General features: G+C 68.1%; 20 protein-coding genes. 10 read left to right on the top strand and 10 right to left on the bottom strand.

What is annotated here, in order from left to right; translation table 11 throughout:
* Positions 1-243 precede the first annotated feature (243 nt).
* The 5 genes from ACFC09_RS31530 to ACFC09_RS31510 form a co-directional block, all read right to left on the bottom strand.
* Complete coding sequence (locus tag ACFC09_RS31530) at positions 244-495, bottom strand: hypothetical protein (RefSeq protein WP_376533766.1); 252 nt, start codon at positions 493-495, stop codon at positions 244-246.
* Positions 496-590: 95 nt separating this feature from the next.
* A complete protein-coding gene (locus ACFC09_RS31525) occupies positions 591-923 on the bottom strand; it encodes a DUF6415 family natural product biosynthesis protein (protein WP_376533875.1) in 333 nt (110 codons plus the stop codon).
* Positions 924-1,015: 92 nt separating this feature from the next.
* On the bottom strand, positions 1,016-1,549 hold the full coding sequence (locus ACFC09_RS31520; protein ID WP_376533764.1) for a hypothetical protein: 534 nt from the start codon (positions 1,547-1,549) through the stop codon (positions 1,016-1,018).
* Positions 1,546-1,944: a hypothetical protein gene (locus tag ACFC09_RS31515; protein ID WP_376533762.1), complete on the bottom strand. Its 399-nt coding sequence runs from the start codon at positions 1,942-1,944 to the stop codon at positions 1,546-1,548. The genes ACFC09_RS31520 and ACFC09_RS31515 overlap by 4 nt, the downstream gene beginning before the upstream one ends.
* 187 nt (positions 1,945-2,131) lie before the next feature.
* Positions 2,132-3,370, bottom strand: a complete 1,239-nt coding sequence (locus ACFC09_RS31510; protein ID WP_376533761.1) for a helix-turn-helix domain-containing protein — start codon at positions 3,368-3,370, stop codon at positions 2,132-2,134.
* Positions 3,371-4,042: 672 nt separating this feature from the next.
* On the opposite strand from ACFC09_RS31510, the gene ACFC09_RS31505 reads away from it, so the two are divergent.
* Positions 4,043-4,279 carry a hypothetical protein gene (locus tag ACFC09_RS31505; RefSeq protein ID WP_376533760.1) on the top strand — a complete coding sequence of 79 codons (237 nt, stop codon included), beginning with the start codon at positions 4,043-4,045 and terminating at the stop codon, positions 4,277-4,279.
* A 174-nt stretch (positions 4,280-4,453) separates the two neighbouring features.
* Here ACFC09_RS31505 and ACFC09_RS31500 read toward each other — a convergent pair whose 3' ends face one another.
* The gene (locus ACFC09_RS31500) at positions 4,454-6,055 is read right to left on the bottom strand and encodes a FadD3 family acyl-CoA ligase (protein ID WP_376533759.1); all 1,602 of its coding nucleotides are present in this window, start codon (positions 6,053-6,055) and stop codon (positions 4,454-4,456) included.
* A 147-nt stretch (positions 6,056-6,202) separates the two neighbouring features.
* Here ACFC09_RS31500 and ACFC09_RS31495 point away from each other — a divergent pair, with 147 nt between their 5' ends.
* Genes ACFC09_RS31495 through ACFC09_RS31485 form a run of 3 tightly spaced genes read left to right on the top strand, consistent with a single transcriptional unit; the run spans position 6,203 to position 8,572 of the window.
* Positions 6,203-7,363, top strand: a complete 1,161-nt coding sequence (locus tag ACFC09_RS31495; protein ID WP_376533758.1) for a lipid-transfer protein — start codon at positions 6,203-6,205, stop codon at positions 7,361-7,363.
* Between the two features lie 7 nt (positions 7,364-7,370).
* Complete coding sequence (locus ACFC09_RS31490; protein WP_376533757.1) at positions 7,371-7,799, top strand: Zn-ribbon domain-containing OB-fold protein; 429 nt, start codon at positions 7,371-7,373, stop codon at positions 7,797-7,799.
* The gene (locus ACFC09_RS31485; protein ID WP_376533756.1) at positions 7,796-8,572 is read left to right on the top strand and encodes an enoyl-CoA hydratase/isomerase family protein; all 777 of its coding nucleotides are present in this window, start codon (positions 7,796-7,798) and stop codon (positions 8,570-8,572) included. Before ACFC09_RS31490 ends, ACFC09_RS31485 begins: the two co-directional genes overlap by 4 nt.
* A gap of 516 nt (positions 8,573-9,088) precedes the next feature.
* Here ACFC09_RS31485 and ACFC09_RS31480 read toward each other — a convergent pair.
* A complete protein-coding gene (locus tag ACFC09_RS31480; RefSeq protein ID WP_376533873.1) occupies positions 9,089-9,487 on the bottom strand; it encodes a VOC family protein in 399 nt (132 codons plus the stop codon).
* Between the two features lie 123 nt (positions 9,488-9,610).
* Between ACFC09_RS31480 and ACFC09_RS31475 the strand changes: the two genes are divergently transcribed.
* Positions 9,611-10,636: a helix-turn-helix transcriptional regulator gene (locus tag ACFC09_RS31475; RefSeq protein WP_376533755.1), complete on the top strand. Its 1,026-nt coding sequence runs from the start codon at positions 9,611-9,613 to the stop codon at positions 10,634-10,636.
* Positions 10,637-10,967: 331 nt separating this feature from the next.
* On the opposite strand, the gene ACFC09_RS31470 is transcribed toward ACFC09_RS31475, so the two are convergent.
* Both ACFC09_RS31470 and ACFC09_RS31465 read right to left on the bottom strand, forming a co-directional pair.
* Positions 10,968-13,376, bottom strand: coding sequence for a PQQ-binding-like beta-propeller repeat protein (locus tag ACFC09_RS31470; protein WP_376533754.1), 2,409 nt, complete (start codon positions 13,374-13,376; stop codon positions 10,968-10,970).
* A 224-nt stretch (positions 13,377-13,600) separates the two neighbouring features.
* Positions 13,601-14,332 (bottom strand): VOC family protein, encoded by a 732-nt coding sequence (locus ACFC09_RS31465; RefSeq protein WP_376533753.1) that lies wholly within the window; start codon positions 14,330-14,332, stop codon positions 13,601-13,603.
* A gap of 134 nt (positions 14,333-14,466) precedes the next feature.
* Between ACFC09_RS31465 and ACFC09_RS31460 the strand changes: the two genes are divergently transcribed.
* Entirely contained in the window at positions 14,467-15,102 is a 636-nt protein-coding gene (locus ACFC09_RS31460; RefSeq protein ID WP_376533871.1) for a TetR family transcriptional regulator, read from the top strand.
* A 164-nt stretch (positions 15,103-15,266) separates the two neighbouring features.
* Here the strand turns inward: ACFC09_RS31460 and ACFC09_RS31455 are convergent, their stop codons facing one another.
* Positions 15,267-16,610 (bottom strand): hypothetical protein, encoded by a 1,344-nt coding sequence (locus ACFC09_RS31455; RefSeq protein ID WP_376533752.1) that lies wholly within the window; start codon positions 16,608-16,610, stop codon positions 15,267-15,269.
* A gap of 408 nt (positions 16,611-17,018) precedes the next feature.
* Here ACFC09_RS31455 and ACFC09_RS31450 point away from each other — a divergent pair, with 408 nt between their 5' ends.
* From ACFC09_RS31450 to ACFC09_RS31435, 4 genes are all read left to right on the top strand, one after another.
* On the top strand, positions 17,019-17,834 hold the full coding sequence (locus ACFC09_RS31450; RefSeq protein WP_376533751.1) for a hypothetical protein: 816 nt from the start codon (positions 17,019-17,021) through the stop codon (positions 17,832-17,834).
* Positions 17,835-17,980: 146 nt separating this feature from the next.
* Positions 17,981-19,384, top strand: coding sequence for a hypothetical protein (locus ACFC09_RS31445; RefSeq protein WP_376533750.1), 1,404 nt, complete (start codon positions 17,981-17,983; stop codon positions 19,382-19,384).
* Between the two features lie 362 nt (positions 19,385-19,746).
* Positions 19,747-20,934 carry a hypothetical protein gene (locus tag ACFC09_RS31440; protein ID WP_376533749.1) on the top strand — a complete coding sequence of 396 codons (1,188 nt, stop codon included), beginning with the start codon at positions 19,747-19,749 and terminating at the stop codon, positions 20,932-20,934.
* A gap of 148 nt (positions 20,935-21,082) precedes the next feature.
* Positions 21,083-22,546: hypothetical protein (locus ACFC09_RS31435; RefSeq protein ID WP_376533748.1), on the top strand; the 1,464-nt coding region annotated here is incomplete at its 3' end.

Genomic DNA, 22,546 nt, shown 5'->3' with positions numbered 1-22,546 from the left:
AGCGCCAAGGCAGAAGCAGAAAAATCCACCAATCGCCACCACCAGCAAAATACCGACGATGTCTTGGATAACCCTGAACACTGCGAAACTCCTTCGGGTCTTCCTGTGTCGGTGGTCCGGCCGAGGTCTTCAGGGCCACCGGCACAGGTATCTATGTGATACCGACCGGGGTGCGATTCTTGTGCGGTTTTCACCGCTCTGTTGCCGATGTGCTGAAAGGTCCAGGAACCGGGCGGGTCTGGGCTACTCCTCGTCGAACTGCCAGGAGTGCAGGCAGTCGTGGCCGAGGAACAGGGTGCAGGGCTCGCTCTCCTTGCCGTCCGGCCGCGTCGGTTCGCAGTCCTGACAGTTCTTCAGCTCGACGAACTCGCACGATCCGTCGTCGCGCCAGCGAATCCACAGGCTGGTCGCGTCGTCGATCTCGTCGATGTAGTCGGCGTGGTCCCCGGAGATGTGCGCTTCCAGCTCGCAGCCGGCGGGCGAGAGCAAGTACATCGACCACTCCCCATCAGCACCGGGGATTCGTTCCAACTGGCGTTCGAGCTCGTCGCGCGGGACACGCGTGGCTGCGCGGCACCTCATGGGCCACATCACGCCGGCTCTTTCAGACAGCCGACGACGACAAGGAGCTCCAGCAGCCCGTTGACGCACCGCGCCATCCGACGCACGTGCCCCACCGCGGTCCAGCGGTCGTCGGCCATTCCCTCGGCGCACAGGACACGGGCCCGCCCAATCAGGCAGTCAGCCGTCTGGTCCTTGTGACCGGGCTCGGTGGCGACGGCGATGTCCACGAGCCGCAACAGGTGGCCGCGAAGCCGCCGGGTGAGTTCTTCGATGTCTTCCTTACCCGGTACGACATCGACCAGGACCGCGCCGACGTCATCGAGGACCGCTCCGCCATCGAACGGCGCCCACTGCCGCACTTTCTCCAAGACGCCGGCCAGGGACTCCGCGTCCAGGGGCGGCGTCCACGCCGGGACGGGCCGCGTCCACCGGGGGACGATGGCCGCGGCAGTCACGACTGATCCCGGGCGGACCGGTCGTCCAGCACCTGGCGCAGGCGGCGCGGATCGACGTACCTGAAGGCGACGACGTCCGGAGCTGCCAGCCAGTACGGACCCGGCGGCTCAGTACGGTCGAGCACGGGGACCCCGACGTAGTGGCCCAGCCGACCGTTCCTGCCGAGGCATTCCACCCCGGCATCAACGAGGCGGGAGGGCCATCCCCGGTCGGTTCCTGGCGGCACCATCACGTACAGGCAGTCTCGGTAAGGATCGCAGAACACCGGACCCGCCAGCCGTAGCCGCTTGAGCGTCACGCGCATCGCGTCGGGAGGCGTGCCGACATCAGCATCAGGGTCCAGCACGGTGTACGGCAACCGCACGGCATCCCAGGCAATCCCGGCAGTCAGCAGCACCACATCGTGAGCCCAGTCATCGTCAATCACCGTGGTCGCCGACCGGTGCAGCCAAGCTTCCGCAGCGGCGCGGCGTTCCTGAGGAGTGCCGAACGGCGTCTGCACGCTGAGCGACGTGCCGGTGGCGGTCACCGAACGCGTCCTTCGTCAGGGCCTGTCTCCTCAGCGAGGAACGCGCGGTGCTCGCTCAACCAGTCGTCCAGGCTCAAACCGCTGGGCGTGCTGATGCAGTCGAGGCGCGACGTGGTCACGAGCCCCTGGGCCTGTCCGCTGGTGATGAGCTGTTGGGCCTGAGGCCAGTTGGGGCGGTCGCTGAGCGGGACGTCGGCTGCCGTGCGGTCGATGACTACACCCGCGACCGCCCAGTCCCTTACGTGAGCGTAGCGACGGAGCCGGGCGATGACGCTCTCCGGGTCCTCGCTGGGCCCGAGGCGCGCGTAGAGCGCGACCGCCGCTCTCCGTGTGAAGCCGGCGGCTAAGTCGGCGATGGTGCGACGCCTGAAGGAATCTTCGGGGGTCCTGGTCATAGCCGTAACAGTGCCGCTACACAGCGTGCCGGTACAGAAAGGGGGCGGACGACTTTGAAAGCCCGTCAGACTCCAAGTCATCCGCGCAAGAGGAGCGTTGGGGTCATTCTCAAGGTAAGTCGTCTGTCACGGACGACTTCACTCAACGCACTGCTCCAGGTCGTCTGTCACATACCAATGTGAACGGTCATAGTGCTGTCCGCCTCGTGGCTGGCAAGAACTCCTGTGCCCCGGTTGGTGATACGCCGATCAACTCCGACACCCGCCGAAGGCGGGCCGTCGACGCTTTGCCGATCTTCTGGACGATCACGCCGGGCAAGGTCTGATGACGGGCCCAGTCCGGGTTCTCGCGCAGCGTCGTCTCAAGCGTGTCCAGTGAGGCATCCCACATCTTCGCGTCGGCCTGCGCCATCGCCTTGTCCATGGCGTAGCGGTTACGGGCTGCCTCGGTCAGCGTAGACACGTCTTGAATGGATCCGATGAGGGCGAGCGCCTTGCCAGTCTGTCCCAACGCTACGTTGACGCCCACGGCCTGAGTCGTCGCGCTGACCGGTCCGAACAGGGTGCCATGCGCACGTACTTCACGGCCCATGCGTGCGCCGGTGGCATGCGACTGCGACAGGAAGTCCCCGGCCCGTTCCTTGTCCCCCATTCGGCTCGCCACGACCGCAGCGAAATTCACGTGCGACCCGTATGCGGTCAGCTCCTCCGATGTCGCCTGGGAGAAACGTGGCTCGATGTCCACCGCCGACTTCTCCGCCAGCGCCAGGGCCTCCGGCAATCGGGCGTCCCTCAGATACACCCACGCCCGGCCCGAGCCGACCAGGGCCACCCGCATGTCGTCCGCAGCCCGCTCGGCCGCCTGCTGGGCGTGCCCGATTGCCGCGTACGCCAAGTCGCGGGCACCCATCAAATTCGCCACGTACGCGGCAACGCGGTAGGCGTCAGACAGCACCCCCCACCCCTGGGCCTGTTCGTCGGCGGTTTGTTCGTGCAGGCGAACGGCTGCCGCGGTGAGGAACGGCGCGGCGAGGGCGCCAGCCTGTACGTACTGCCCCTTCCAGTACAGCTCCCAGCACCGGTCAGTTGTCTCTTGCAGTTCTTCGAACGTGGCTGCTTCGCCCGCGTCGGGGAGTATGCCGGCGGCAGTGTCGTGAACCACCCGCGACAGGTCACGGATCACCGAACGGTCCCCTTGAGCAAGCGCCCGGCGCGGTGCTTGCTGGCCGAGGATGACCGAGGTATCCACGCTGAGGGCGTCGGCGATAGCGAGGAGAGTGGGCAGAGACAGCGCCTTGTCCTGTTCTGCTTTCTGGATGGTCACCACCGACAGCCCTGTCATCTCGGCAAGATCGGACTGCCGGATGTCGCGGCCTCGGAGGATCTTGATTCGTTCGCCCGTGCTGTAGTCGCTCCACTGGGGCATACTCGACTCCGTTTCTAGCGTCCACTAGGAACGGTACCCCTGCCCATCCGGTGGGAGACCTGGAAAAGCTCTTACGTCACTGTGACGTGAGGGGCTTTCAGCACAGCTCCCTCGGTGACATCCAGACGCAGCCCGAAGGCTTGACGACAACGCGGGGCAGGAACGCGGCTGGGCTGCGGGCCGCTCAGGAGGTCAGATAGGCGAGAGCTGCCATGGCCAGGGTGATGTGCCGGTACCACGCGCGGTAGAGCCTGACCTGGTAGTGGTCCAGGCCGCACTCGTTTCGTTACGCGCGAACGGCTCGAACACCTCCGCCGCGAACGCCTCCAACTCACCACGCACCACAGCTATCTCGTCAGGAGCCACAACTCCTCAACGCCACACAGAACCCGAAAGACACGCAACACCACAGCCCACCTGACCAAGCACTACTAGTTGTCCGACCGCCCCCCTGGCTAGGGAACCCTTCCCCGCAGACCGTTCCGGTCGTTCAGCATTCGTTTATCCCGACCCGGCACCCTCGTACCTGTCAGACCGTCGCGTCGGGGGGCAGACGGTCCGGTCCGGAGCCAGAGCGGTTATCGTGCGGCTTCGAACGCCCGTCCGGCAGCCCTCGGGGGAGCTTCCGGGCGGGCGTTGTTCACTCCTGACCACAGCAGAGGACGCAAGCGCATGAGCGACACGAAGAAGAACGCGGACGCCGCTCCAGCGGACAACCACATGCCGAGCGAGCCGAAGTCCGACGCGACCGTCACCACGCTCGACAACCACATGCCGAGCGAGCCCAAGCCGGACGCGACCGTCACCACGCTCGACAACCACATGCCGGCCGAACCGGCCAAGGACGTCATCAAGTCCATGGACAACCACATGCCCGCCCCGCCCGCCCTGGACCTGGACGGCAAGTAGACCTTCTCCACACGGGGATCGGCCGCGGCGGCGCGGAGGGGAGCCGCCGCGGCCGAAGTGTGTCCGGGAGCGGCGGGCGGTCTCCGCGTGGTCGGCGGCCACGACGGCGACCGGCTCGCCGTGGCGCCGCCGCACCGGGCCGCGCCGCGCCGCACCGGGCCGCGCCGGGCCGCGTCACCGCCCCCGCAACTCCCCCTTCACCACCTTCCCGCTCGCGTTCCGCGGCAGTTCCGTCACGAACTCCACCGACCTCGGCACCTTGTAGTTGGCCATCTCGCGGCGGGACCAGGCGATCAGGTCGTCGGCGGTGAGCCGGGCGCCCGCGCGGCGTACCACGAACGCCCTGCCGACCTCACCGAGCCGTGCGTCGGGGACGCCGATCACCGCCGCGTCGGCCACGTCCGGGTGCAGGCCGAGGAGTTGTTCGATCTCCGCCGGGTACGCGTTGAAGCCGCCGACTATGAACATGTCCTTGATCCGGTCGGTGATCCGGAGGTTGCCGGCGGCGTCGAGGACGCCCACGTCCCCGGTGCGCAGCCAGCCGTCCGGCGTCAGCGCCTCGGCCGTGGCCGCCGGGTCCCGGTAGTAGCCGCGCATCACGGTGAAGCCGTCGACCAGCACCTCGCCGGCTGTGCCCGCGGGTACCGGCGTGCCCGCCGGGCCGGCGACCCGGACCCGGGTGCCGGGGATCGCCCGGCCCGACGTCGAGGCGATCACCGCCGGTTCGTCGCCGCGGCGGCACATCGTCACCATGCCGCTCGCCTCCGACAGCCCGTACGCCGTCAGGACCGTCGCCACGCCGAGTTCGCCCCGCAGCCGTTCCACCAGCCGCAGCGGCACGACCGCCGCGCCGGTCACCACCAGGCGCAGCGCCGACAGGTCGTGGGTGTCGCGGGCCGGGTGGTCGAGCAGGGACTGGAGCAGGGTGGGCGGGCCGGGCAGGACGGTGATCCGTTCCGCGGCGAGGTTCGCCAGCGCCGTGTCCACGTTGAACACGGGCTGCGGGATCATCGTCGCGCCCCGGGTCAGACAGGCGATCACGCCCGCCTTGTAGCCGAAGGTGTGGAAGAAGGGGTTCACGATGAGGTAGCGGTCGCCGGTGCGCAGGCCCGCGAGGTCGGCCCAGATCTCGTAGGTCCGCAGCGTCTGGGCGTGGCTGATCATCGCGCCCTTGGGGTGGCCGGTGGTGCCCGAGGTGAAGATGATGTCGGAGAGGCTGCTGCCGTCCAGGTGCGCGGCGCGGGCGTGCAGTTCGGCCCGGCCCACGCCCTCCCCGCCCGCCAGGAAGTCCTTCCAGGTCCAAAAGTCGGCGGGGGCGTCGTCGGCGAGGACCACGACCTCCTCCAGCGCGGGCAGGCCGGGCAGCGGGCCCGTGCTCCCGGTGCCCTCGGCCGCCGCCCGGCGCAGCGACGCCACGTACGAGGTGCCGAGGAACGTGCCGGTCACGAACAGCAGCCGGGCCCCGCTTCTCCGTAGTACGTCCGCCGCCTCCGCCCCTTTGAAGCGCGTGTTGAGCGGGACGAGGACCGCTCCGGCGGACACCGCGCCGAGCGCGGCGACGATCCAGTCGAGGGAGTTGGGCGCCCAGAGCGCCACCCGGTCGCCGGGCCCGATGCCACGGGCCACGCAGGCCGCCGCCGCGCGATCGACGCGGGCACCGAGTTCCGCGTACGAGACGCGGGTGCGGCCGTCGACCACGGCCTCGGTGTCCGCGTACCGCCGCGCCGCCGCGCGCACCAGGTCCGGGATGCTGCTCCACTCCATGTCACCGCGCACGACCGCCTCCACGGGCCTCCCGACACATAGCTGACTGTCCGTCAGATTAGCTGTAGCCTGACGGACTGTCAGCAGAGCGGCAGCGCGGCGACGGTCCGGCACTCCGGGCCGCCGCCGGGCGACCAGCGTGCGGAGGTGCGTGCACCAATGACAGGAAACGGCCTGAAGGACGCCACCGCGATCGTCGGCATCGGGCAGACGCCGTTCGCCAAGCACCTGCCCGAGGACGAGAAGACCCTCGCCTGCCGGGCCGTCCTCGCCGCCCTCGACGACGCCGGGATCGCACCCGGCGAGGTCGACGCGCTCGCCTCCTACACCATGGAGGAGACCGACGAGGTCGAACTCGCCAAGGCGGTCGGCTTCGGCGACCTCACCTATTTCAGCAAGGTCGGCTACGGCGGCGGCGGTTCCTGCGCCACCGTCGCCCAGCTCGCCGCCGCCATCGCCGCCGGGCAGGCCACCGTCGGGGTCGCCTGGCGCTCCCGCAAGCGCGGCAGCGGCCCCCGGCCCTGGACCGACACCACGGTCCAACTCCCCACCCCCGCCCAGTGGACCCGCCCCTACGGGCTGCTGCGCCCGGCCGACGAGATCGCCATGCTCACCCGCCGCTACCTGCACGAGTACGGCGCGAGTCGCGACCACCTCTTCAACGTCGCCCTGGCCTGCCGCAACCGCGCCAACCAGAACCCGGACGCGGTGATGTACGAACGGCCGCTGACCCGCGAGATGTACATGACCTCCCGCTGGATCAGCGAACCGCTCTGCCTCTTCGACAACTGCCTGGAGACCGACGGCGCGCTGGCCTGCGTCGTGGTCTCCCGGGAACGCGCCCGGGACTGCCCGCGCACCCCCGTCTACGTCCATTCCGCCGCCCAGGGCCTGCCCGCCCAGCACCACGGCATGGTCAACTACTGGAACGACGACCCGCTCACCGGCCCGGCCTGGACCGCCGCCCGGCACCTGTGGAAGCACGCCGACCTCACCCCCGACGACGTCGACGTCGCCCAGATCTACGACGCGTTCACCGCGCTCATCCCGCTCTCCCTTGAGGGGTACGGCTTCTGCGGGCGGGGCGAGGGCGGCGCGTTCACCGAGGGCGGCGCGCTGGAGACCGGCGGACGGCTGCCCCTCAACACCGGCGGCGGCGGCCTTTCGGAGGCGTACGTCCACGGCTTCAACCTGATCACCGAGGGCGTGAAGCAACTGCGCGGCACCAGCACCGCCCAGGTACCGGGCGCCGCCACCTGCCTGGTCACGGCGGGCGAGGGCGTGCCGACCTCCGCCCTCCTTCTGACGAACAGGAGTTGAGACCGACGTGCTTTCCCCCGTCATCGACGCCGACGGCGCCCCCTTCTGGGAGTACGCCGCCCAGGGCGAACTCCGCGTCCAGACCTGCGCCGGCTGCGACGAACCCCGCTTCCCGCCCCGCCCCTGCTGCCCGCACTGCCAGTCCTTCGCCCACGAGTGGCGGGCGACCTCGGGCCGCGGCCGGATCTGGTCGTACGTCCTGCCCCATCCGCCGCTGCTGCCCGACTACGCCGCCCTGGCGCCGTACAACGTGATCGTCGTCGAACTCGACGACGCGCCCCGGATCCGGCTCGTCGGCAACCTGGTCACCGGTCCGGGGGCGCCGATCGACTCCGTACCGCCGGACCGGATCCGGATCGGGGCCCGGGTGCAGGTCGTCTTCAGCACCCTCGACGACGGCACCTGCCTGCCCCGGTGGACCCTGGAGCGCCCGTGACCGCGGTCCGGGTCACCACCGACGCGGACACCGGCGTCGCCGTCGTCACCCTCGACCGGCCGGACCGGCTCAACGCCGTCGACCTCGCCATGGCGGACGAACTCGGCGCCGCCTGGCGGGCGCTGCGGTTCGACGACACGGTGCGCGCCGTCGTCCTCACCGGGGCCGGTGAGCGGGCCTTCAGCACCGGCATCGACCGGGACGTCGTCGTGCCGCAGCCCTCCTCGCCGTACATGCAGGACGATCCGCTGCTGAGGATCGGGCCGAAGGCGAACGACCTGTGGAAGCCCGTCGTCGCCGCCGTGGCGGGCATGGCCTGCGGCGGCGCCTTCTACCTGCTCGGGGAGGCGGACTTCATCGTCGCGGACAGCACCGCCGTCTTCTTCGACCCGCACACCTCCTACGGCATGGTCTGCGCCTACGAGTCGGTGCTGATGGCCCAGCGGATGCCGTACGGGGAGGCCGCCCGGATGATGCTGATGGGGACCGCCGAGCGGCTCTCGGCCCGGCGGGCGTACGAGATCGGCCTGGTCTCCGAGGTGACCGAGCCCGGCGGGGCGACGGCCGCCGCGCGGGACCGCGCCGCCGTCATGGCCGGCCATCCGGCACAGGCCGTGCAGGGGACGGTACGCGCCCTGTGGGCGACCAGGGAGGCGGCCCTGGCCCAGGGGTTCGCCCAGGCCCCGCACCTGGTGACGCTCGGCAACCTGCCCGCCGACCGCCAGGCGGAACTGTTCGCCGACCGCCGCCCGGACGGCTTCCGCACCCGCTGAGGTCGCCCGGCCGTCACCCCCTTCCGGCCGTCACCCCCTTCCGGCCGTCATCCCTGCTGCCCCTGGCCGGCGCAGCCGCCGCCGCGCCCGCCGAAGCCGCCGGAGGGCATGCCCGAGGGAAAACCGCTCGGCCTGCCGGACGGGAACCCGCTCGGGCGCCCGGAGGGGAAGCCGCTGGGCCGCCCGGAGGGGAACCCGCTCGGCCTGCCGGAGGGAAAGCCGCTCGGCCGCCGGCAGGCCGACTGCGACTGTCCCCCGCCACCGCCGCCACCACCACCGGACGTCGAACTCCCCGAGGAACTCCCCGACCCGCAGGCCGCGAGCAGCAGAGGTGCGACGGCCAGCAGGGCGGCGGCAGGAATGACTCGGGCACGCTTCATGACGGGCAACTTCCGCGGGAGTCAGAGGGGCAGGAGCAGGAATCACATCAGCGCTCGCTGTGCCCGGCCTGGGCGGCGGGCAAAGGGAGACCCAGGAAAAGACCAGCCCGACCCCTTGTTTCCGACCCCTCCCGGATCACCGTGCGAACTTCTCGACGGCCGCCGGGGTGACGGGGGTGAAGAAGTTGACGAGGTTGCCGTCGGGGTCGCGCAGCAGCAGCGACCGGTTGCCCCAGGGCATCGTGGTCGGCTCGGTGACGAAGCTGTCGACGAATTCGGCCAGCTGCCGGTACACCCGGTCCACGTCGTCCACGAGGAATTCGGTGATCACGCTGTGGTTCTCCGCCGGGCGGGCGGAACCCGGGGCGAACAGCGGGACGGTGCGGGTGCCGGCGATGGCGAGGGTGGCGTGCGGGGTCCTGAGTTCGGCGAAGTCCTCGGTGGACCAGGCCGCCCGCACCCCCGTGGCCAGCTCGTAGAACTCGACGAGGCGGGCGACGTCGCCGGTGATGACGCGGATCGAGACGAAGTCCATGGTGCTCATGGCGCTGATCTCCTTGACTGAGGGAACCGATCGGCCGATCGGCCGATCGGGCGTCTCGAAGGCTAGGAGAAATAGCGGACAGATTCGGTCCAGTATGCGCGCTAGGGTGAAGACATGTCCCGTCCCGCAGGCCGCGTACTGACCCTCCTGGAACTGCTCCAGTCGGGCGGCACCCGGACCGTGGCGGAACTCGCCGACCGGCTCGGCGTCGAGGGACGCACCGTGCGGCGGTACGTGGACCAGCTGATCGACCTCGACGTGCCCGTGGAGTCGGTGCGCGGCCGCTACGGCGGGTACCGGCTCGGCCCCGGCTACCGGCTGCCCCCGCTCATGTTCAGCGACGAGGAGGCGGTGGCCGTGCTGCTCGGCCTGCTCGCGGGCCGCCGGGCGGGGCTGATGACCGCGCAGGACACGGCGAGCGAGACGGCGGCGGCCAAGATCCGGCGGGTGCTGCCGAAGCATGTCGCCCGCCGGCTCGACACCCTGCTGGAGTCCCTGGCCTTCACGGACCGGCCCGGCCCGTTCGCCGCGCCGGACGCCGGGGTCCTGCTCACCGTCGCCGACGCGGTACGCCACCGCCGGCCGGTCTCGATCAGATACGCCGACCGCGACGGCCGGCGCAGCGAGCGCACGCTGCACGCGTACGGGATCGTCGCCCACGCGGGCCACTGGTACGTCACGGGCGCGGACGCCGGGATCGGCGAGGAGCGGACCTTCCGGCTCGACCGCATCGCGGACGCGCGGACCCTGCCCGGCTCGTTCGAGGAGCCCGCGGGCCCCTCACCGGCACAGCGCGTCCTGTCCGGGTTCGCCACCGCCGCGTACCGGCACGAGGTGACCCTGCGCATCCACGCGACGACGGCCCAGATCCGCGCCCACCTGCCCGCCACGGTCGCCACCCTGACGGAACACCAACCCGCGACGACCGAGAACCAGGAGGCGGACGAAGACCGGGCGGCGGACGAGGACCGGGCGGACGCGCGCTGGCTGCGCGTCGAGCTACGGGTGGAACGGCTCGACTGGCTTCCCGCGGTACTCGCCGCACTCGACCGCCCGTTCGCGATCGAACGCCCCGAGGAACTACGCCCCCTGGTAACCGCACTGGCCAACCGCCTCACAACAAACGCCCAACCCGGTTGACCCCAAAGCCACACAAGAAACCGCCCACAAGGCACACGAAAAACCGCACGCTCAACCCCACCCCACCCCACCCCCACAAGGGCCGCAGGGAACTACGCAAACCCCCCACCACCCCATAAGGGGCGCGGGGAACTGCGCGAAAACCCCCCACCACCCCGCACCCAAAAAACAACCCCACCCCACCCAGGGGCGCGGGGAACTGCGCACCCCCCCCACCCCACCCGCACCCGACAAACAACCCCACAAAGGGGCGCGGGGAACTGCGCAAAAACCCCCCACCCACCCGCACCCAAAAAACCACCCAATCCGCCCAACCCAGCGGAGCGAACCGTCACGCAGTCCGAGCCGTCCCCGTCCCCTTCTCCGCGTCCAACGCATACACGCACCGGTCCTTGCTGCACGCGTAGACCACGCCGTCCGTCACCACCGGGGAGCCGGTGATCTCACCCCCGGTGGCCAGCTTCCAGCGCAGTCGGCCGTCGTCGGCCTTGAGCGTGTACAGCAGATGGTCGGTGGAGCCGAAGTGGATCCGGCCCTCGGCGACCGTCGGGGAGCCGACGATGTCGCCGCCCGACTGGAAACGCCACTTGGGCGTGCCGGTGACCGCGTCCAGCGTGTACAGCCCCTTGCCGCTGCCGACGTGCACGTGGCCCCCGGCGACCAGCACCGGCTCGATGGACGACCGGGCCTCGGTGGCGATGCGCCAGCGGTCGCGGCCGTCGGCGGCGTCGAGGGCGTAGACCGTGCCCAGGTAGTCGGCCAGGTAGATGCCGCCGCCGGTGACGGCGGGGCCGGGCACGAAGGCCGGCGGGCAGAGGAAGACCGCCGGGGCCTCGAAGTGCCAGCGGACCATGCCGCTCGCCACGTCGATCGCGAGGACACGGGAGCCCGCGGAGACGTACACACTGCCGTCGGGGGCGTGTGTCAGCCGTACCGGGACCCCGCCGCAGGAGGCGGCGTCGCCGATCGGGTACGACCAGCGCTCCTCGCCGGTACGCGCCTGAAGCGCACGCAGCCGGGCGTCCTGCCAGACGAACACGGTGCCGTCGTGGACGGCGGGTCCGGCCTCCGCCTCGGGCGACTCGAAGTCGGTCTGGCAGCCGCTGGTCTCCCACAGTTTCCGGCCGTCGGTGGCCTCCCACGCCTGGACGCCGCCACCGCGGGTGCCGGTGACGACCGTGCCCCGGTCGACCTTCAGCGAGTACACCCAGGCGTCCGTGGACAGCCGCCACAGGTCGGCGCCCTCGCGGGCGTCCAGGGCGAACAGGGTGGGGCCGTCGGAGGCGTGGATACGGCCGTCGGCGACCGCCATCGCCCAGGCCACGTCCCGGGTCTTGAAACGGCGACGGCCGGTGGCCACGTCGAGCGCGTGCACCTCGAAGGAGGTGACGTAGACGAGGTCGCCGGCCACGGACGGGGTGCCCCAGACGTCGTTGGACATGCGGAAGCGCCAGGGCCGCCAGCCCGCCGCGGTCTCCGGCGGTGCGGGCGGCGCCGCCGGTACGGCGGGGTCGGCGCCCGTGACACCGGTGCGGGGGCGGGACCAGTGGGCGGTCAGGCCGGCCTCCGGCGGGGGCGCCTTGACCGCGGCGGCGCGGGCGTCGACGACCCGCGGGCCAGGGCCGATCGGCACCTGACCGCCGGCCAGCCGGACCGGACCGGCGTCGGGGGCGGGTGCGGGGCCGGGGAGTGCGGGGCCGGGGAGTGCGGGGCCGGGCACGCCGGTGGGGCCGGGGGCCGCCGGGACGACCGGGTCGTACGAGGGCAGGGGCGGGGGCGGCATCTGGGGCACCGCGGGCCGGCCGCCGCTGCGCGGACCGGCGGGCGCGGGCTTGACCGCGGGCCGCCCGCCGCGCCGGGACTCGATGAGGGCCACGGCCTTCTCGGGCAGCCACGCGGACGCGGTCCCGCTGTCGTCGGAGCCCGAGCCGAACAGGTGCGGGGCGAGCTGGGCCTGGAGGTCGGCCGGGTTGGGCCGGCCGGTGGCCTCCATCTGCATGCAGGACTCGATCAGCGGGCGCAGCTCGTCCGGCAGGCCCTCCAGGTCGGGGCCCTCGCGCAGCAGCATGAAGACGGTCTCGACCGGGTTGGCGCCGTGGAAGGGCGGATGCCCGGTGGCGGCGAAGACGAGCATGGACCCGAGGGAGAACACGTCGCTGGCGCCCGTGACGCTGCGCGAGTCCTTGGCCTGCTCGGGGGACATGTAGGCGGGCGTGCCGACCGCGACGTTCGTCATGGTCAGACGGGTGTTCGACACGCCGGAGGCGATGCCGAAGTCGATGACGCGGGGGCCGTCCTCGACGACGAGCACGTTGGACGGTTTGAGGTCGCGGTGGACGAGACCCGCCCCGTGGATGGACTGGAGCGCCTCGGCGACGCCCGCCGCGAGCCAGCGGACGGCCTGGGCCGGCAGCGGCCCGCAGTCGTTCACTATTTCTTCCAGGGAGGGCGCGGGCACGTACGCCGTGGCCAGCCAGGGCACCGCGGCCCGCGGGTCGGCGTCGACGACCGCGGCGGTGTAGAAGCCGGACACCGCGCGGGCCGCCTCCACCTCGCGCGTGAACCGCACCCGGAACAGCTGGTCCTCGGCCAGTTCCGTGCGGACCGTCTTGATCGCCACCCGGCGCCCGGACGCCGAGCGGGCGAGATAGACCAGCCCCATGCCGCCGGCACCCAGCCGCCCCAGCACTTCGAACGGCCCGATCCGCCGTGGGTCGTGCTGTGTCAGCTGATCCACCACTTGCCTGCCACCTCCCCGTACGGGCCGCGCAGCCTCCATGTGTGTACGCGACCCCGTGCAGCGTCTCACCACCGCACCGCTGTGGCGGCACGCACCCCGATTCTTCCTGGCGCGGGCACAGGTTGCGAACCCGGCGACATCCGGGGTGTCACGTAACAAGTAAGACATTCCGTCGATATGCCAGTGCTCCAGCGGGCTGTCGGCGCTCCGGCAGGGCAGGGATGTCAGCGCTCCAGCAGCGCGAAGGACGCCCCTTGGTTGTCCGTGACGACGGCCACCCGACCGTACGACGCGTCGAAGACCGGCGCCTGCACCCGGCCGCCCAGCCGTTGCACCGCGCCGAGGGCCGCCGCGCAGTCCGCCACCCGGAAGTGGACGAGGAAGTGGGGCGGCATCTCGGCGGGGAAGACGTCGGAGACGGGGGCGCGGCCGAAGTCCGGCTCGGCGTCGGCACCGAAGAGGGCGTCGTGGAAGAGGCCGCCGTAGAAGGCGTTCGCGGCCTCGGTGTCCCGGGTGTACAGCTCGGCCCAGACGAACGTGCCGGTCTCGTGCCGGCGCCCGAATCCGCGGTGGCGGCGGGTCTGCCACAGGCCGAAGACGGCGCCGTCCGGGTCGGCGGCGAGGGCGGCCGTGCCGAGGTCGCCGACCGGCTCCGGGGGCGTCACGACCTGCCCGCCGACCGCGATGATCCGTCCGCAGAGCCGCTGTGCGTCGGGGGTCGCGAAGTACAGCGTCCACACCGTGGGCATCCGCCCGTCCGCCTTGTATGTGAGCCCGGCGACCGGCGAGCCGTCCTTGCACCCCCACACCGTGGACTCGGACGCGGGTGTGACCTCGTCGAAGGTCCATCCGAACAGCTCACCGTAGAACCGCCTGCCCGCCGCCAGGTCGGGGAGCTGTGCGTCCACCCAGCACGGGACGCCCTCTGCGTACACCGATGCCCTGTTTTCGGCCATGCCGTCAAAGTAACCGCGTCCCGCGCACCCCGCAGACCAGGCAGACCACTCTCCGTACTCGCATGCACCCCATTTGCAGTCGGCCGAATCGCGCTCCGATCACCCCTCGGTAAGCTGACGGCATGACAGGACAAGTGCGTACCGTCGACGGCCGCGTGGCCGGTCGGCGTGGGCAGGCGACCCGGCAGAAGCTGCTCGACTGCCTCAGCGAGATGCTCAGCTCCTCCCCGTACCGGGACGTCAAGGTCATCGATGTCGCCCGGAAGGCGGGCACTTCGCCCGCGACCTTCTACCAGTACTTCCCGGACGTCGAAGGTGCCGTCCTGGAGATCGCCGATCAAATGGCCGCCGAGGGAGCCGGGTTGACCGAGCTGCTGGCGGGGCGGTCCTGGGCCGGCAAGGCCGGTTGGCAGACCGCGCAGGAACTCGTGGACGGGTTCCTGGACTTCTGGCGCAAGAACGACGCGATCCTGCGGGTCGTGGACCTCGGCGCGGCCGAAGGGGACAAACGGTTCTACAAGATCCGTATGAAGATCCTCAACTCGGTGAACAACTCCCTCTCCGAGTCCATCGCCGAGCTCAAGGCGAAGGGCCGGGTCGACAAGGACGTCAACCCCGCGGCGGTCGCGGGCTCGCTGGTCGCGATGCTCGCCGCGGTGGCCTCGCACCAGAAGGGCTTCCAGTCCTGGGGCGTCAAGCAGGCCGAGCTGAAGCCGAACCTGGCGCTGCTGATCCATCTGGGCGTGACCGGCAAGAAGCCCACGAGGTAGGCCGCTTCTCCGGCACGTTCTCTTATCGGGCGCCCCAAGTCCTGTCTGGCGGGCGGTGGTTCACTCGACTCGGGTGGACCACCGCCCGTCGTGCCATGCGGAACCGCCCGCCGCGGTTCCAGAGACGGCCCGCCGCGGTTCCCGAGAGGCAAGAGACCGAGGGATCACCTCTTGGGTGCCGCCCTCGTGGCCCGGGGAGCGGCTGCCGCTCCCCCCGCCGGACCCGCCGGACCCGCCTGGGGCGGGGTGGTCCGGGGCTGTTGCCAGGTCGGGGTGAGAGCCAGCACCGTGGCGGCGTCCACCGGTGGGACAGGGCCGCGGTCGGATCCCCGACCGGACTGCGTCTGTCCTGTTCCGGGAGAAGTCTTTCCTGTTCCGGGAGAAAATCGAGCCGGGCCGTGGAGCGCGGCGTCGATACTGTTCGAGAGGCTCGGCCCAGCATCGACGGCAGGCAATTCGCCATAGCCGGAAACAGGGCCGGGGACACGGCCGGGGACATGACCGGAGACATGACCGGAGACATGGCCGGAGACTGGCTGACGCCCGGTTCCGGGTACGCGGCGGTCGGCTGGAATTCCCACGGACTCCCCCGAGCCCGGCAGGGCCGTGGAGTCACGTACTGCACCGTTCCGCATGGGCAGCAGCGGCACTCCCGCATGACGTTCCGCCGCAACGCGCTCCGTCACCTCGGATCCAATGATCACGCCGTACGAGATCGCTTCCACTGTCGCGGACGCCGCACGAACGATATCGATGGACTTGTGAGTGAGTACGCCATCGAGCACACCGGAACTCCCCACGGCATAGCCGACCGCTCCTGCCATGTTGAGGATTCCGCCGAACATCTTGCCGTAGTTCGGTTTCGGTAGGTTCTCGTCCGGATTTTTGTATGCCCGCACGCATACCCGGAGTTCGTCGAAGAATGCTTGCGCCCCGACGAGCCCGTTGATCGCAAGCCCCGCCGCATACCATGGCTTGCTCTGTATGCCGGTGCCATAACCCTGAAGCATGTAGGAGTATCCCTCGCGCCCGGCGTCCATCGCCCGTCTGGCGATGGAAACCCTGGCTCGTTCCGGGTCCCCGGAGGATCCCTCTATGACCAGATAGGCTCCGCCCGCGATTTGCGCGCCGGCTCCGGCCCACGCCGGACCGACCGCCCCCACGTTGGACGCGGCATATACACCGAGCCCCGCCATATTGGCAATACCGGCACCGATTTTATAGTAATTAAGATTCGAGTTCTCCTCGTCCTGCGCCCACCGTACGACCTCTTCCAGGACGGCCTTGGCTCCCACGTCCCCGTTCACGCCGACGCCGATGGCGTACACCATGGGACTCTGCGCAAAAATACCGGCCGCCTGTATCGCATGCGGAGCCCCCTCAAGACCGGATTTCCCCACGATCTCGGCGATGGTTTTCCAGGGTAGCTCCGCAATGGTCTTCCGAGTCAGCTCGATGCTGGATTTCCAAGGCGATGCGAGATAACGGAACACATCCGAACCCGCCACGACGACCGTCCTCCCCTACCTGATCTTCATTCCGGTGAGTCACCTCACCCCAGAAGACGTGGAAGCTTGCGCGCACGGCTCATGCCCTTGCGGCTTCCATACACGGAAGGGATTTTTATTAACGGCTTCCGAACACGAAGCCCGAGCAGCGCCGACCCGCTGGTGCCACTTCCGGACGGCCTCCGGGAACGCGCGTGCAGCCGGACGGGCCCGCGTGGGCGTCGGCCCGCCGGGGATTGGCCGACGGGACGGGTCAACGAACCGGGTCGGCTGCCTCGTTCACGACCCCGAGGGTGTCAGCCGTACCAGGAAGGGGGAGAAAGCTGAACCGACCGCAACTGCCCACCGTTGAGTCGACAACGAACAGCAACGCTCCCCAGACCACACCAGCACCTAAAAGGAGAAACCATGCCCCGGGAAAGACGCAAGAAATCCACCCCCAACTACGTCCAGGCCATCACAGAGGCATACCGACTTCCCGGACACACCGGAACCGCGCAACCACCTATCCTCCACGGCCAGATCCCAAACCAGAAGTACCAAGTACTGGGAACGAAACTCGGCCAACGAATGCACAACCTTGCGGCACCGGACACGAATTCCCGTGTGGGGCCGCAGGAAGCGACGGCCCTGATCAACGCAGGTATCACACTGCACCAACACAGCAACGGCACCTGGTCCATCGACCCCACCACACCAAGAACATCACAACTGGACAAACAGATGGCGGACTACCTCAACGCCATAGCTGTCATAGAGGCATACGGTCTTCTCGGACACACCGGAACCGCACAACCGCCCATCCCCCACGGCCACCTCCCAAGCAGCAGGTACGAGGTACTGAAAACGAAACTCGGCCAACGAATGCACCACCTCGCGAGAAAGGAAACGAAAGCCCGTGTGGGGCCGCAGGAAGCGGCGGCCCTGATCAACGCGGGGATCACACTGCGCGCACACAACGACGGCAACTGGTCCATCCACCCCGATGTGAACCGGTTGAACCCCCGACGGGAACCACGCCCCGCACAGAACGCGACCATCGGACCAGCAGTGACCGAGACCGCAGCAGCCGACCCCAGCACTCAGCCCACCCTCGTCACCCCCTACGCCGGCACCGCCTGGGCCCACCTCCCCGAACTGCACCAGAACCACACCCCCTCACCCCAGCCGGCAATACCCACACACACCACCGCCAACTCCACAAGCACCCACAGCAGGCGCTGACCTCAATACCAGTAACCAACCTCAAATACACCGGCGACAGCCGCACACACCAGTGAGAAAGATGAACAGACCGCGACGGCCCACCACCGATTCGACAACGAACAGCAATACCCCCCAGACCACACCAGCACCCAAAAGGAGAAACCTTGCCCCGGGAAAGACGCCAGAAATCCACCCCCGACTACGTCCGGGCCATCACAGAGGCATACCAACTTCCCGGACACACCGGAAAGGCACAACCACCCATCCCCCACGGCCAGATCCCAAGCAGCAAGTACGAGGTGCTGGGAACGAAACTCGGCCAACGAATGTACAACCTTATGAGGACGAACACGAAGATCCGTGTGGGAGAGCAGGAGGCCGCGGCACTGATCAGCGCGGGGATCACACTGCACCAACACAGCAACGGCACCCTGTCCATCGACCCCACCACACCCAAAGCATCACAACTGGACAAGCAGAAGGCGGACTCCGCCAACGCCAGAGCCATCACAGAGGCATACCAACTTCCCGGACACACCGGAACCGCACAACCACCCATCTCCCACGGCCAGATCCCCAGTCAGACGTATCAGGTGCTGGGAACGAACCTCGGCCAACGAATGCACCACCTCGCGGCAAAGGACGCGGATTCCCGTGTGGGGCCGCAGGAAGCAGCGGCCCTGATCAACGCGGGGATCACACTGCGCCAACACAGCAACGGCACGCTGTCCATCGAACCCACCACACCCAAAGCATCACAACTGGACAAGCAGATAGCGGACTACGCCAACGCCAATGTTGTCATCGAGGCATACCAACTTCCCGGAAACACCGGAACCGCACAACCACCCATCCTCCCCGGCCACCTCCCGAGCTACAGGTACGAGGTGCTGGGAACGAAGCTCGGCCAACGAATGCACCACCTTGCGAAAAATGACACGAAATCCCGTGTGGGGCCGCAGGAAGCAGCGGCCCTGATCAACGCGGGGATCACACTGCGCCAACACAACGACGGCACCCGGTCCATCGAACCCACCACGCCAAGAGCATCGCAACTGGACAAGCAGCTAGCGGACTACGCCATCGCCAGGGTTGTCATCGAGGCATACGGTCTCCCCGGACACACCCGAACCGCACAGCCACCCATCCCCCACGGCCACCTCCCGAGCCGGACGTACGAGTTACTGGAAACGAAACTCGGCCAACGAATGCACCACCTCGCGGCAACTGACACGGAATCCCGTGTGGGGCCGCAGGAAGCGACGGCCCTGATCAACGCGGGGATCACACTGCGCCAACACAACGACGGCACCTGGTCCATCCACCCCGATGCGGACCGGTTGAACCCCCGACGGGAACCACGCGCCGCACAGAGCGCAACCACCGGACCAGCAGTGACCGAGACCGCAACAACCGACCCCAGCACTCAGCCCACCCTCGTCACCCCCTACGCCGGCACCGCCTGGGCCCACCTCCCCGAACTCCACCAGAACCACACCCCCTCACCCCAGCCGGCAATACCCACACACACCACCGCCAACTCCACAAGCACCCACAGCAGGCGCTGACCTCAATACCAGTAACCAACCTCAAATACACCGGTGACAGCCGCACACACCAGTGAGAAAGATGAACAGACCGCAACCGCCCACCGTCGAATCGACAACGAACAGCAATACCCCCCAGACCACACCAACACCTAAAAGGAGAAACCATGCCCCGGGAAAGACGCCAGAAATCCACCCCCGACTACGTCCGGGCCATCACAGAGGCATACCAACTTCCCGGACACACCGGAAAGGCACAACCACCCATCCCCCACGGCCACCTCCCCAGCAAAAGGTACAGGGTGCTGGGAGTGAACCTAGGCCAGCGGATGACCTACCTTGCGGGAACGGACACGACATCCCGTGTGGGGCCGCAGGAGGCGGTGGCCCTGGTCAAGGCGGGGATCATGCTGCGCCAACACGACGACGGCACCCGATCCATCCGCCCCGACACGCCAAGAGCGTCGCAAATGGTCAAAAATACTGTGGACCAGATTAATTCCATGGCCATCATAGAGGCGTACGGTCTTCCCGGAAACACCGGAACTGCACAACCACTCATCCCCCGCGGCCACCTCCCCAGCAGCATCTACGAGGTGCTGGAAACGAAATTCGGCCAACGGATGACCGACCTTGCGAGAAAGGACACAAAATCCCGTGTGGGGCCGCGGGAAGCGGCGGCCCTGATCAACGCAGGGATCACACTGCACCAACACAACGACGGCACCCTGTCCATCGACCCCACCACGCCAAGAGCATCACAACTGGACAAGCAGAAGGCGGACTCCGCCAACGCCAGAGCCATCACAGAGGCATATCAACTTCCCGGACACACCGGAACCACACAACTACCCATCCTCCACGGCCACCTCCCGAGCCAGACGTACCTGGTGCTGGGAACGAAACTCGGCCAACGACTGCACGCCCTTGCGAAAGATGACACAGAATCCCGTATGGGACCGGAGGAAGCGGCGGCCCTGATCAACGCAGGTATCAAATTGCGCCAACACAGCAACGGCACCTGGTCCATCGACCCGACCACACCCAAAGCATCGCAACTGGACAAGCAGATTACGGACTACGCCAAGGCCAATGTTGTCATCGAGGCATACCAACTTCCCGGAAACACCGGAACCGCACAACCACCCATCCCCTACGGCCACCTCCCAAACGCCGCGTACGAGGTGCTGGGAACGAAACTCGGCCAACGAATGCACCACCTCGCGGCAAAGGACACGGAATCCCGTGTGGGCCCGCAGGAAGCGGCGGCCCTGATCAACGCGGGTATCACACTGCGCGCACACAGCGACGGCACCTGGTCCATCCACCCCGATGTGGACCGGTTGAACCCCCGACGGGGACCACGCGCCGCGCTGAGCGCGACCACCGGACCGGCAGTGGCCGAGATCGCAACAACCGACCCCAGCACCCAGCCCACCCTCGACAACCCCTACGCCGGCACCGCCTGGGCTCTCCTCCCCGAACTGCACCAGAACCACACCCCCTCACCCCAGCCGGCAATACCCACACACACCACCGCCAACTCCACAAGCACCCACAGCAGGCGCTGACCTCAATACCAGTAACCAACCTCAAATACACCGGTGAAAACCGCACACCACACCGGTGAGAAGATGAGCTGGCTGCAACCGCCTATCATCGAATCGACAACGAACAACAATGCCCCCCAGACCACACCAGCACCTAAAAGAAGAAACCATGCCCCCGAAAAGACCTCAGAAAACTAGAACTGACTACACCCGAGCCATCATAGAGGCATACGAACTCCTCGGACACACCGGAACCGCACAACCACCCATTCTCCGCGGCTACCGCCCAAACGTCGTCTACAAGGTGCTGGGAACGAAACTCGGCAGACGGATGGCCGACCTTTCGGAAAAGGAAACGAAAAGCCGTGCAGGGAAGCAGGAGGCGGCGGCGCTGGCTGCCGCGGGTATCCCACTGCGCGACCACGGCGACGGCACCCTGTCTATCCACCCCGACACACCAAAAACATCACAACTAGGCCAACAGGGTGTGGACAACTTCAACGCCATGGCCGTCATAGAGGCATATCAACTTCTTGGACACACCGGAACCGCACAACCACCCATCACCTACGGCCACCTCCCTAGCAACAGCTATCAAGTGCTGGGACTGAACCTCGGCCAACGGATGCACAGTCTTGCGAAAAAGGACACGCAACACCGTGTGGGGCCGCAAGAGGCGGCGGCGCTGGCTGCCGCGGGTATCCCACTGCGCGACCACGGCAACGGCACCCTGTCCATCCACCCCGACACACCAAAAATGGCGGACTACTTCAACGCCAGGGCCGTCACGGAGGCATACCAACTTCCCGGACACACCGGAAAGGCACAACCGCCCATCCCCCACGGCCACCTCCCAAAAAGCACCTACCAGGTACTGGGAACGAACCTCGGCAAACGGATGCACAACCTTGCGAAAAAGGACACGGACTCCCGTGTGGGGCCGAAGGAGGCGGTAGCCCTGGTCAACGCGGGTATCAAACTGCGCGACCACGGCAACGGCACCTGGTCCATCCACCCCGACACACCAAGAGCATCACAACTGGACAAACAAATGGCGGACTACTTCAACGCCAGGGCCATCACAGAGGCATACCAACTTCCCGGACACACCGGAACCGCACAACCACCCATCCCCCTCAGCCACCTCCCAAGCGACAACTACGAGGTGCCGGGAACAAGCGTCGGCCAACTAATGGCCAATCTTATAGAAGAGGACGCGGACGCCCGCGTGGAGGAGCAGGACGCAGCAGCCCCGACTGACGCGGATACCACACTGCTCGAACACAGCAACAGCACCCAGTCCATCCACCCCGACACACCAAAAACATCACAACTGGACCAACAGAGTGCGGACGACTTCAACGCCATTGATGTCTCAGAGGAATACCAACTTCCCGGACACACCGGAACCGCACAACCACCCATCCCCCTCAGCCACCTCCCAAGCAACAACTACGAGGTGCCGGGAACAAGCGTCGGCCAACTAATGGCCAATCTTATAGAAGAGGACGCGGACGCCCGCGTGGAGGAGCAGGACACAGCAGCCCCGACTGACGCGGATACCACACTGCTCGAACACAGCAACAGCACCCAGTCCATCCACCCCGACACACCAAAAACATCACAACTGGAC

The organism is Streptomyces sp. NPDC056161 (genome assembly GCF_042268025.1).
GTDB lineage: Bacteria > Actinomycetota > Actinomycetes > Streptomycetales > Streptomycetaceae > Streptomyces.
Note: the sequence above shows the minus strand (reverse complement) of the source record. Positions and strands in the feature narration are given on the sequence as shown.